This is a genomic window from Edaphobacter bradus (assembly GCF_025685645.1).
GTDB classification, from domain to species: Bacteria; Acidobacteriota; Terriglobia; order Terriglobales; family Acidobacteriaceae; genus Edaphobacter; species Edaphobacter bradus.
Map to the genome: position 1 here is coordinate 89,526 of NZ_JAGSYF010000004.1, position 12,176 is coordinate 101,701.

The 12,176-nt window shown below is 56.2% G+C and carries 9 protein-coding genes, 1 tRNA gene and 1 riboswitch; of the genes, 5 read left to right on the forward strand and 5 right to left on the reverse strand.

Annotation, left to right across the window (positions count from 1 at the left end):
* Positions 1–426: 426 nt before the first annotated feature.
* Complete coding sequence (gene kdpA, locus OHL16_RS15375) at positions 427–2,145, forward strand: potassium-transporting ATPase subunit KdpA (RefSeq protein ID WP_263368068.1); 1,719 nt, start codon at positions 427–429, stop codon at positions 2,143–2,145.
* Positions 2,146–2,980: 835 nt separating this feature from the next.
* On the opposite strand, the gene OHL16_RS15380 is transcribed toward kdpA, so the two are convergent.
* The 3 genes from OHL16_RS15380 to OHL16_RS20345 all read right to left on the reverse strand — a co-directional run bounded on the left by OHL16_RS15380 (position 2,981) and on the right by OHL16_RS20345 (position 5,443).
* On the reverse strand, positions 2,981–3,775 hold the full coding sequence (locus tag OHL16_RS15380; protein ID WP_263368069.1) for an HD domain-containing protein: 795 nt from the start codon (positions 3,773–3,775) through the stop codon (positions 2,981–2,983).
* Positions 3,776–3,881: 106 nt separating this feature from the next.
* Positions 3,882–4,829, reverse strand: a complete 948-nt coding sequence (locus tag OHL16_RS15385; protein WP_263368070.1) for a GlxA family transcriptional regulator — start codon at positions 4,827–4,829, stop codon at positions 3,882–3,884.
* Positions 4,830–5,146: 317 nt separating this feature from the next.
* Positions 5,147–5,443, reverse strand: coding sequence for a peptidoglycan-binding domain-containing protein (locus OHL16_RS20345; RefSeq protein ID WP_396127216.1), 297 nt, complete (start codon positions 5,441–5,443; stop codon positions 5,147–5,149).
* Positions 5,425–5,623, forward strand: a riboswitch (cobalamin riboswitch). (Overlaps the previous gene by 19 nt.)
* A 145-nt stretch (positions 5,624–5,768) precedes the next feature.
* Here OHL16_RS20345 and metE point away from each other — a divergent pair.
* Positions 5,769–8,048, forward strand: coding sequence for a 5-methyltetrahydropteroyltriglutamate--homocysteine S-methyltransferase (gene metE, locus OHL16_RS15390; protein ID WP_263368071.1), 2,280 nt, complete (start codon positions 5,769–5,771; stop codon positions 8,046–8,048).
* 111 nt (positions 8,049–8,159) lie between these two features.
* Positions 8,160–8,537 (forward strand): 6-carboxytetrahydropterin synthase QueD, encoded by a 378-nt coding sequence (queD, locus tag OHL16_RS15395; protein WP_263368072.1) that lies wholly within the window; start codon positions 8,160–8,162, stop codon positions 8,535–8,537.
* Between the two features lie 483 nt (positions 8,538–9,020).
* Here queD and OHL16_RS15400 read toward each other — a convergent pair.
* Positions 9,021–9,096: transfer RNA gene (locus OHL16_RS15400), tRNA-Cys, on the reverse strand.
* Positions 9,097–9,147: 51 nt separating this feature from the next.
* Positions 9,148–9,804: a peroxiredoxin gene (locus tag OHL16_RS15405; RefSeq protein ID WP_263368073.1), complete on the reverse strand. Its 657-nt coding sequence runs from the start codon at positions 9,802–9,804 to the stop codon at positions 9,148–9,150.
* Positions 9,805–10,121: 317 nt separating this feature from the next.
* Here OHL16_RS15405 and OHL16_RS15410 point away from each other — a divergent pair, with 317 nt between their 5' ends.
* Both OHL16_RS15410 and OHL16_RS15415 read left to right on the forward strand, forming a co-directional pair.
* Positions 10,122–11,060, forward strand: coding sequence for a PhzF family phenazine biosynthesis protein (locus tag OHL16_RS15410; protein ID WP_263368074.1), 939 nt, complete (start codon positions 10,122–10,124; stop codon positions 11,058–11,060).
* 664 nt (positions 11,061–11,724) lie between these two features.
* The gene (locus OHL16_RS15415) at positions 11,725–12,162 is read left to right on the forward strand and encodes a response regulator (protein WP_263368499.1); all 438 of its coding nucleotides are present in this window, start codon (positions 11,725–11,727) and stop codon (positions 12,160–12,162) included.
* The last annotated feature ends 14 nt before the right edge of the window (positions 12,163–12,176 follow it).

A 12,176-nucleotide genomic window follows, 5' to 3' on the forward strand; every position in this document is an offset into this window, starting at 1 on the left:
ATATGGCGCTCACGCCCTGCCGCCACGGAGTTCCAGGTCGCCACAATAGTCCGGGCGCCACTGCTCCGCAGGCGTCCTCCGTCAGCTTTTCTCACCGTACAAGCCGAGACCGTCACCTCGGCCACCTTGTCCACACCGCTTTTCGCTCCAACTAGCCCTGAATGCCTTGCACAAATCAAAGCTCAGAAGCCTCATCTGGGCAGAGGATGTCAACGAGCCCGGTCGAAAGGCCTCTCATCCTCAAGAGAGGGAAGCCGACACCAGTAATTTGGCGCGACTGACAGCCGGCCTCGTGAGTTCCCTGAAAATCTCAGCTAATGAACAGCCGTTGCTAAATCTGACGGCGACAAGCATGAAACGTCCTGAGCCCAGGCTAGGGGCGCATCACAAAGAGCATAAGTTCTAGCCTGCTCCTGAGGAGCCACGATGGATTTCCATAGTATCTTGCAATACGTTATCTTCCTGGCTGTTGCAACCGCCCTGGTGAGGCCATTGGGCGGGTACATAGAGAAGGTCTTTTCCAGACAGACGACCGTGCTGGATCGACTATGCGTTCCAGTCGAGCGGCTTATATACCGTGTTGCGGACATTGATTCAAATGTGGAGATGACCTCCACTCAGTACGCAGTGTGTTTTGTGCTCTTTAGTCTGGCCGGCACGCTTTTGTTATATGCCATTCTCAGATTGCAGCGTTTCCTGCCATGGTTCTTTCCTCAGTACTTCACCACGCCGCTATCCCCGGATTTATCTCTCAATACAGCGATCAGCTTCTCGACCACCACGACCTGGCAAGCGTACGCCGGCGAGAACACGATGAGTTACTTCAGCCAGATGGTAGGTCTTTGCGCACAGAACTTCCTGGCCGGCGCAGCTGGACTCGCTATAGGTATAGCTTTCATCAGGGGCTTTGCTCGTCAACTCACAGACACGCTTGGCAATTTCTGGGTTGATACTACTCGCGCATTGCTTTGGATCCTTTTGCCGGGTGCTCTGGTCGGGGCCATGCTGCTCGTATGGCAGGGAGTTCCGATGAACTTCCACCATTACGTGGTTGCGTCTTCTCTCGAGGGCTCCAAGCAGGTGATTCCGCAAGGGCCTGTCGCAGCACTTGAGTTCATCAAGAATCTGGGGACGAACGGAGGTGGCTTCTTCAACACGAATGGTGCTCATCCCTACGAAAACCCCACACCGCTAACCAACTTCATGGAAATGCTGGCTATCGTGCTCTTGCCGGCGGCCTTAACGAACACCTTCGGCAGAATGATTCGCCAACCCCGCCAGGGCTGGTTGCTTTACTCCGTGATGGTCCTCCTGTTCACCATTGGATTGATCTCAGTACACCTCTTTGAACAACACGGAAACCCACGTCTCGGCGGCGTCGACTACCACAACAGTGTGTCTCAAGCCGGCGGAAACATGGAAGGGAAAGAGGTCCGCTTTGGCATCGCCGGCTCTACGTTAACCGCTGTCGTGACGTCAAACACCGCTACTGGATCGAACAACTCGATGCACGACAGTTACACCTCCTTTGGAGGGCTGGTCCTCCTAGTCAATCTTCTGCTCGGGGAACTTGTCTTCGGAGGTCTCGGCACAGGTATCTACAGCATGGTGATGATTGCTGCCATCGCCGTGTTTCTGGCGGGTCTTATGGTAGGTCGTACTCCGGAATATCTCGGTAAGAAGATAGGTCCGGCGGAAAACAAATTGATCATCCTCTACGCCCTGGCTGCCCCGGCGACCATCCTTTCGCTGACCGCGCTTGCTATTAGTACCAAAGCCGGACTCGCCGGCCTGACCACTAACGCGGGACCCCACGGTCTTACTGAAATTCTCTTTGCTTACTCGTCCTGCTTTGCCAACAATGGACAAAGTTTCGCAGGTCTCAGCGCCAATACCGTTTTCTATAACATCACTACTGCGCTGGCCATGATGGCGGGGAGGTTTGGATTGGCAGTTCCGGCCCTGGCTTGTGCGGGTTTGTTCGCACGGCAGAGAAATACACCCTCCTCAACGGGAACTCTTCGCACAGACGGTCTTACATTTGGGATTTTCCTGACCGTCTGTCTAATAGTGGTGACTGCGCTGAGCTATCTTCCGGTACTAGTCCTCGGCCCCGTGCTTGAGCATTTGATGTTCGGAATTTAGAGCGCGAGCATCGCACACAACTCTGGCGGTGGCTGAGAGGGAGGGCGGAGGACGGCGTGAACGGCTCTGTCAGCCTGTTCGATCCGTTTGGGACCGAGTTGAGTCTTGAGCTGTTCATACTGCTTATCGAGATCGACCACACAGGAAGAAAAGCTGGTGTGTTCGAAGGGCGCTGGCTCTGCTCCGAGTGTCTTTATATAGAGTGCAAGCCTCATGGCTGGGCCCCTGTTTATCTTGTGGGTAGAGTCAAGGCGATCTCATCTGCAGCGAGGCGGTGTAGGGGAGCGCCCCGCTGGGAAGTGAGAGTATAGGCGAATACGCAACCGAGGAAACAAGGCCCCAGTTGCCCCCCATGCTCTGTTTTGCCTATACAGCGGTCGGATTCTGAGAGCAGATTATATAAAATGGTGTTGAATGGTATTTTCTATAACAGGTATAAGTCATTATTTTGTTGGAGCACCGAATGGGATTTGAACAATCAAGCATGAGATGATAGTCGCGGAAGTGGGGGCCACTCATGTGCCAATGCAAATTCTTTGTCTTCAGATAGAGCGCGACAACATCTGCCAAGAGAGTTCTAAGTTCAACTGAGATCACCGAGACTCCAGCCGGTGTGATTTCAATGACTTTCTGCGTCTCCTTCGTCGATTTTGCTGCTGCAGCAGTCCTCATAACAGTTACTTGTTTCGGGTAAGGTATCCACAACGAGCGAAAGAACTTGCGCCAGACCTTTTTACCGTTTCAACTGGGAAATCGATCACAACTGAATCCCTTCGTCTTAAGCGCGAGACGGGAGTGTCGACTGGCACGTCACCCCCGTCAGATCGCGGTGCAACTAGGAGTTCTGAAACAGGGAGTTTTGAATCTGTTCGTGGAAGTTGCTCCGCTTGTAATTACGAATGAAGTGCGAGCAGATGTCCTCGTTGCAGGTGCCCTCGGTTGTCTGGGTCTTGTGCTCAAAACCGCCGAGGAATGCCTTCGCGATATCCTGCTTGAAGTTCACACGAGGATACTGCGCGACAATCTCCTTGCGCAGCTCTTCGGGAAATGTCTCGTACCCGATTCCGAGTACATCCAGGCCAACACCGTTGTAAAGAAGTTCTACCTCGATCGGCTTGTAGGCGGCGATGCCGGGCGTCGTGTGGAGAGAGATGGCGTCCCACGCCACCTGGATACGCGCGGCAGGTACATTGTGGTGTTCGAGGAACTGGCGAACGGCGTTCGCGCTGTCGACCTCGAAACGATCATCGGCGCTCGAGAACTTCTTCAATAACCCCATGTCGTGGAATGCTGCGCAAACAAAGAGCAGCTCCTGATCGTACTTGTGACCCGTCTGGCGGCCCAGTTCGTTCGCCCAGAAGAAGACGCGGTGCGAGTGATTGAACAGCAAAGGAGTGCTGAACTCATGAAGGAGACCGGTCGCCTCACGCGTCAATTGCGTGTCGGGAACGCCAGGCTGTGCGTGCTGATACATGGACTGCGGTGTCGGTACGGGAAGGATAACTTTAGGGCGGCGAAAAGTAGGACGGTTTTCTGCTGTCTGTGCTTCTGCGTCTTTGACCAATGTGCCGCCGATTGCACTTGCTCCCGCGGCAACAGTGGTCGTCTTCAAAAACGAACGTCGTGTCATCGTCTATCTCCTAAGCGGATCGTCACGCTTCAAGACAAGCTTAGGTTTGATAGGTCGAGGTAACAACGACGTCGTTCCGACACTTTCGGACATCGAGGAAGAGGAATTAGTGTTTCACGCGTTTGAATCGTTCGGTGTATTCACCGGCGGTAATGCCAATCACGCGCTGGAAGGTTCGACGCATCGAATCCGCAGATCTGAAACCGCATGCGTCAGCGATCTCCTTCAAGCCCATAGACGAACTATCGATCATCTGCTGTGCGGCTTCCACCCGCAGTCGATCCACAAACTGCCCTGGATTCATCTTCATCTCACGAAGGCAAACTCGTGAAAAGTGTCTTGGGCTCATTCCTATCCTGTCGGCCAGAGCTTCGACAGAAAGGTCTGCTCGTAGATTCTCAAGCATGTAGACTTGCAGCTCTCGTAGAGGTTCGTAGGTTGTCGCTTGGCGAGAGAGCATGTGGCTGTACTGTGCCTGACCGCCTGGTCGAACAAGGAACATGACCAGTTGCCGCGCCACCGCAAGGGCGGTCTGGTGCCCGTGGTCTTCCTCCACCAATGCAAGGGAAAGATCAATTCCAGCCGTGATGCCAGCCGAAGTATAGATTGGCCCATCGCGAAGAAAAATGGGATTTGGCAGAACGTTCACTTTGGGAAACTCTCGCGCAAGCCGGTCGCAGAAGCTCCAATGCGTCACAACGCGCTTTCCATCGAGGAGACCTGCGGCCGCAAGAATGAAAGCTCCTGTGCAGATCGAGGCTACGCGACGAGATCTGCTTGCTGCCTCCGAAATCCAGCGAAGATACGCATCGTCGTACTTGCCACACTCCGCTCCCGGACCACCTGCAACGACAAGGGTGTCGATTGGACCGGAGACACTGTCGTGAGGCACTGCGCCTCCCAGGTTAATGCCTCGATTGGTCTGGAGCTCATGCGAACCGTCGGTGGTGACAACCACCACCTGATAATCCGGAACATTCGAGAAGACCTCGAGTGGACCGGTCACGTCGAGGACCTGGACTGGCTGTGGACCGCTGATAACAATTCTTCGCATGATTGTGTCTCCGGGCTTTTCTTCATGCTTGCCAGCATTCATTCTGCAGGCTCCGTGCTCGCGATTCCGTACAAGGAATTACGAGAGATCCCACGTACGATAAACGAAGCAATTCCGGGGTGGGTAGCAGGGTGCGGAATCGGCTTGGGGAGGCCCCGGTGGGAGGGTGGAGCATGGAAATATCCAAGGGCAACGGGGAGAGGCGAGGAAGAAATCCACAGAGTGGGCGGGGGAAATTCGCTTCCGTACCACTTTCCGCATGCTGAAGGCTCAAAACCGACCCAGGCTTTCGTCTGGTGTGGCGGACTTGGCGGCGGTCATATCGGAGGCAAGGTGTTCCGAAGCTGCGCAACGGTTCCCGCGTCAATCGACGTCGTCACCGGCAAGTTGTTTAGTGATTGAAACTCCGCGAGTGCGGAAAGGGTTTGTCTACCTGCTACCCAGTCAACGGGTCCGGGGTGGAAACCTAGATAGATCAGGCACAGTCGCGCATCGCGGGCAAGGAGGTCAGGGAGCGGACCAACAGAAAACTTCTGAAACTCTCCGTTTAGTCGACTATCGTATCGCTTAGGTTCTGGGTATAGAGTGCCCGCATGTAAAATGAGCGAGTGCAGGTCAAACCCTGATTGGGGTTTGTTAAACGGGAAGCTGGTGTGAACCCAGCGCTGTCCCGCAGCGGTGATGGGAACGAAACGTTGCACGGCGAGAGCCACGCACTGTCTCAGTTGAGATGGGAAGCGGCAACAGAGTAGGTCGCCCAAAGTCCGAAAACCGGCCTGCCGCCACCACCATGGAAGCGCTGGACGCTGACCGTGGGTGCGTTGAGGACACCGTTCTCGTGGATTGGACCGGTAGCCACTGCATCTTCTGCCTGCGTTCTTGATTCAGGTGGAGCTTGCCTGCGCATAGGTGGTTCTTTCGTTGTGAGGAGAGAACCGAATGGTTGCAGACAGCAAAACATCACACTTTGAAAAACTGAGGAGCGCGAATCTGGGCTTTCCCAGGATGGGCCGTCAACGCGAACTGAAGTTTGCGCTGGAAGGCTACTGGGCGGGGAAACGCACGGAACAGGAGCTTCTGGACACTGCCTCTGCCCTGCGAAAAGAGCATTGGAAACTCCAGCAGGCGGCAGGTATCCATTTCATTCCGTCCAATGATTTCTCTCTCTACGATCAGGTGCTCGACGCCCTGGTTCTTGTGGGTGCGACGCCAGAGCGCTTTGGCAACGGGCCGGTAACGCTGGAGCGGTATTTCGCCATGGCGCGCAACTGTCGCGAACAGACGGCGATGGAGATGACGAAGTGGTTTGATACCAACTACCACTATCTCGTCCCCGAGTGGAGTGCAGGTATCTCCTTTCAAATAGATACGACGAAACTGCTCGGTGAAGTACGTGAGGCCCATTCGCTCGGTATCGAGACCAGACCCGTGCTTATAGGACCCCTGACACTGCTCCTGCTCGGCAAAGGGGTCGATGGCTTCGATCCGATGATGTTGCTGCCGAAGCTGACCGCCGCATATAAGCGAATTTTGAAAGCGCTTGTGGCAGAAGGTATCAAGTGGATTCAGATTGATGAGCCAATGCTCGTAACCGACCTGGAGGCAAGCGCGAGGGATGCTTATCGGCAGGTCTATGCAGAGCTGAAGTCAGTTCCCTTAAATCTCATGCTGACCACTTACTTCGATTCGGTCGGTGACAATCTGCAAACGGCAATCGAACTTGACACTGCCGGCCTTCATATCGATGTTGTCCGAGCACCGGAACAACTTAGGGTGACTCTTGGAGCGTTGAAGCCGGAACAGATCTTGAGCGTGGGCTGCGTCGAAGGGCGCAACATCTGGCTGACAGATTTCTCGTCCGTTACTCCATTGTTGGATGAGGCCGTCAGCCAACTTGGTCCGGATCGAGTGCTTATTGCCCCCTCCTGCTCTCTGCTGCATGCGCCTCATGATCTTCGTAGTGAAGTAAAGCTGTCACCGCGCATCAAGGGCTGGCTGCGCTTCGCGGAAGAAAAACTTGCGGAGATTGTCGCTTTGACCAGCCACGACGAGGCAGCATACCAGGCCAATGCCGCCGCTGTGGCCGATCGGGGGGTCGCAGAAACAACGAGCAATCCAAAGGTCCGTACTGCTCTGGCTGCGCTTCAGGATCAGGACTTCCGACGCAGATCACCGTACCCCCAACGCGCCCTTGTCCAGCGCAAGGAACTAGGGCTTCCTCTCCTGCCGACCACGACCATTGGCTCCTTTCCGCAGACGGCAGAGGTTCGCAAGCATCGTGCTGCCGCGAAGCACGGACACGAAACGGTTGAGACGTATGAAGCCTTCCTCAAGGAAACTATTGCACAGTGCATCCGCGAGCAGGAGCGTATCGGTCTCGATGTGCTCGTGCATGGAGAGTTTGAACGCAATGACATGGTTGAGTATTTCGCCGAGTTCCTGGATGGGTTCGCCTTCACAGAGAACGGCTGGGTGCAGAGCTATGGTTCGCGTTGCGTGAAGCCACCTGTCATCTATGGCGATGTATCCCGCCCGGCACCGATGACGCTGAAGTGGACAGACTACGCTCGTTCGCTCACGTCCCGCCCCCTCAAGGGAATGCTTACTGGTCCGATCACCATTCTGCAATGGTCGTTCGTCCGCAATGATATTCCACGCCGGCAGACGGCATGGCAGATTGCGCTTGCATTGCGGGACGAAGTTGAGGACCTCGAAGCGGCCGGCATCCGAATCATCCAGGTAGATGAACCCGCTCTGCGCGAGGGTCTCCCGCTCCGGTGCGCGGACTGGCCAGCCTATCTTGAATGGGCCGTCAAGGCGTTCAAGTTGGCTACTAGCGGGGTTGGAGACGAAACGCAGATTCACACGCATATGTGCTACTGCGAGTTCGAAGATATTCTCCCGTCCATTGCAGCCCTCGACGCCGATGTCATCTCAATGGAGTCGGCCCGTTCTCGGATGGAATTGCTCGAAGCGTTCCGCGCTCATAAGTATCCGAACGAAATTGGGCCGGGTGTGTATGACATCCATTCTCCAAGAGTGCCCTCCGCCGATGAAATGCGGGAGCTGCTCACGTTGGCCCTCGATGTCTTGAAGCCAGAACAGGTCTGGGTCAACCCGGATTGTGGACTCAAGACGCGCGGCTGGCCCGAGACCGTGTCTGCGCTCGAGAACATGTGCAGAGCCGCATCCGAGCTGCGGGTGCAGATCAGCGCGTAGCGAAAACGGCTGGACGGGGACCGGCATTACCTCGTCCGGCCCACCTTCGGATCGAGAGTGAGGGCATGACATGGGTCGCTGCAAGCCGATTGACAACACGAATCGAGGTCTATGTACGAAGTAACAGTCGAAGCAACATTCTCTTCAGGTCATTACCTGAGGGATTATCACGGAAAATGTGAAAACCCACACGGGCACAACTATAGGGTATTGGTCACATTGGTCGGAAAAGAGCTGGATAGTAGTGGGCTACTGCTCGACTTCAAAGAACTTAAACGACTCCTTCGTCCTATCGTTGAATACCTCGATCACAACATGATTAACGAACTGGAGCCGTTTACGGTGTTGAATCCGTCGGCGGAAAATCTGGCCCGGTACTTCTTCGACCAGACAAATACCCGACTCCTTGAATTGACCAGGGGACGTGTTCGGGTCGCCCAGAGCACCGTCTTTGAGACGGACTCATCGGCGGCAACTTACAGGGAATGATACCGCCTTGAAACAACGTCGGAAGGCTTAACTGGCGACTTCAGAGCAATGCACTCATTGAAGACGGCGCAGGCCGACTAGTCCTCATAAACGCGCTTGTGTTTACTTTCGCGGTGCGTTGCTTCTTTCTTATGTGTTTGGTGAATGACGTTCCAAGATCTCACTATGCAAAACACTCGTTCATCGCCTGCCCTTTGAGCAGCTTCCTGTGAGCCCGGGCGCTGTTCTTTATCTATGCATCACCCGCTCTGATACGATATCAATCGCACCCTCCACGGCCTTCTGAACTCGCAAACAGGTTGGCAGCCGCTTGGGACATCCACAGTCTCACTCGCAAGGACCTATCCGACCCTCGGCGTCTGATCCGTCTTCTCGGGCTTCCGGAGAATGTCCGTGTCTTGAGCTTGCGCGTCCCATTTACGGTAACGTGTAGCGAAACTCCCATGCAAAACGAGAGAAACGGATATAAGTGCTTTATTTTGTTGGAGCACCGAGAGGGAATTGAACCCTCGAATACTGGTTTTGCAGACCAGCGCGTTAGCCACTTCGCCATCGGTGCTCTTGCTCCGCCGCGCAGATTGCGCGGCAGAGTCGCTCTATGCAACTTAGTCTACTGCGGCTGGGACGTTGTGCGGAGATAAGGTTTGACGGTCTTATAGCCCGGGAAGATCTTCGCAGCCTCTTCGTTAGAGACCGCCCCGGTGATGATGACGTCCTCACCCTGCCTCCAGTTCGCCGGTGTCGCCACCTTATGCTTGGCTGTCAGCTGAATTGAGTCCAGTACGCGGATAATTTCGTCGAAGTTGCGTCCAGTGGTCATCGGATAGGCGAGCAGCAGCTTGATGCGCTTGTCTGGCCCAATCACGAACACCATGCGCACCGTGGCATTGTCGGCCGGTGTGCGGCCTTCGCAGCTGTCGCCGGCGTCGCCCGGCAGCATGTCATAGAGCTTCGCTACCTTCAGCTCCGTGTCGGCGATGACGGGGTAGTTGATGGTGGCGCCGGTCACCTCCTTGATGTCCTGAGCCCACTTGGTGTGGTTGTCGACGGGGTCGACGCTCAAGCCAATCACCTTGGCTCCGCGCGCCGCGAACTGCTGCTCGAGTGAGGCAACCACTCCCAACTCGGTGGTGCACACCGGCGTGAAGTCCTTGGGGTGGGAGAAGAGGACGGCCCAGTTGTCGCCGATCCACTGGTGAAAGCTGATCGGGCCCTGCGTGGTTTCGGCAGTGAAGTCAGGAGCTACATCGTTGATACGGAGTGACATGTCGAGTTCCCTCTGTGGGGTCTCCCCCAACGCTTCTTTCTTTAGGTATTAAACTTCAAATCAAAACCGGGTGTCTTAAACCTGAAACCCACCCGGCGCGGTGGCTCTGGTGGGCTCTGTGGTGCTGCTCGAAGATGCTTACTTCGATTGGCTCATCCACACACCCGTGCCGGGCTACAGCAACAGCAGCAGCGCATGGTGGTCGGGTTGGGCGTCATCGTCATTCGCTAAACTTTGTACCGCGGCCAGCGCAGGCTAGCATGGGGCAGGTTTGCCCCACTGCGGTCTAACCAAACCATAGACTTGAGGTGAGCGTCATGTCAACCTTTCCGCCCCCGCCCACTGCCCACACTGCCTACGACTTCGCCCAGGTCGATGTCTTCGCCGAGCGCCCGATGGAGGGCAATCAGCTCGCGGTATTCTGCGATGCACGCGGCCTCTCAACTGAGGAGATGCAGACGATTGCCCGCGAGACGAACCTCTCCGAGACGACCTTCATCCTGCCTCGCGAGGCTGCGGTGGAACGAGAGCGCGGCGTACGGGTCCGCATCTTCACGACGCAGGAAGAACTGCCCTTTGCGGGGCATCCCACGCTTGGCACTGCGAGCTGGCTCTACTGGAACCATCCTGTGCTCCGCGGTGCGGACGTGATCACGCTGGAGCTTGGCGTGGGGCCGATCCCTGTACGGTTCACTCCGTCCGAGCCCAACCAGCATGGCGTCTTTGGCACGATGCGGCAGAACGATCCCGTCTTCGGAGCGTTTCTTCGCGACCACGCGGCGCTGGCTCCCATCCTGCATCTCGGGACGGACGATCTCGATCCCGATCTGCCCATCCAGATGGTGACGACGGGCAACCCATTCTGCATCGTTCCGTTGCGATCGCTCGAAGCCGCCTCACGACTGGCCCTGTCGCAGAGCGCCGAGGTGCGCGCTTACCTGCAACGCACCGGTGCAAAGTTCTTCTACTTCATCACGCGAGCTGAAGCCGGCTCCGGCGCAGACTGGCACGCGAGGATGCAGTTCTACAACGGAGAAGATCCTGCTACTGGATCGGCTGCTGGACCCGCAATTGCTTACCTCGTTCGTAATGGAGCGGCGGCGAGCGGAAAGACGATCGTCATCGAGCAGGGAGTTGAGATGCTGCGGCCGAGCCGGCTTCATGTCTCCGCGACACTCTCGGGTGACAGTGTGACGAATGTGTTCGTCGGAGGGCGCACCATTCCTGTTGCAATGGGACGCCTTTTCCTGCCGTGATGCACGCGATTTCAACAGGGCTATGGCATGAATCCCCAGCAATGGCGCGCCTTTGGAAGAAGCGGTGGATGTGCAAGAGCTAATCTTGCGCATCTTCGCCCTAACTTCGCCATTGCAATGCGGTGCAAGTCTTCATACTCTTGGCAAGCGTCGATGATGATTTGCACGCAACATGAGCGTCATCACCGATGAGTTCTTTCGCCTGGTATTAACGACAACTTGAGTTGAGAGACGCTTGACTGTCGCACAGTCGCGACTCCGCGTGCGCATTATTACTCTGCCTGCAAAAGCAGCTGAGGTTGAAACCGGCCTTGCCGGCTTCGCCCCTGTTGTACTAGCAGCGGAACGATCTCTGCGCTAAGCGGAGCTCCGCGTGGCAACCTGCGCTGGCTCTTGCATCTCTCTCGCCCCGCGGTCCGGCGGCTTCGCCGCCGGACAGTGGCTCTGTTCCCTCTGGGAGCGGACAGGAGAGTCTTGTCTCTTCTGTCCGCCGACCTCGAGGGAGCGGTCGACCCAATGCGCTCTGGAGTACGCATCCGGCCGGACCGAGGGGCAATGTGTATGAACCTCCGGATCGGTGTGCCTGCAAACCAGCAGGTGCGCCGAGCTGGCTTATCGGCCGGAGCCGTCCACAAGGATGGCCTCTGGCAGAAGCGAGACTGAATTGCGTCCCAAGAAGACGATCCTCTGTGTAGATGACAACGAACAAGTCCTCTCTGTCCGCACCTTTCTACTTGAAACACGTGGCTACCGGGTGATTCCAGTTCTCTCGGCGCAACATGCGCTTGAGGTTGTGGAGCAGTCGCTTCCAGGCTCGATCGATCTGCTGCTCTGCGATCTGCTGATGCCGCAGATGGACGGCAACGAACTGGTTCGCCGCGCCAAGCAACTCCACCCGTCACTCCCTGCGATGATTGTCTCCGGCACGGTCGCCTCGTTCGATCGCGCCTGCTGCGCCGATGTCTTTCTTCCCAAGGGCGGTTGCTCGCCAGCCGAGATGATCGAGCGGATTCGCGTGCTCGTCGCCCGCAAGCGTGGCCCGAAGAAGGTTCACACCTTGCCGCAGGTTTCTCCTGTCCTTGCCAGTGCTGTCGCTTCGTAGAAGGAGTGCGTAGG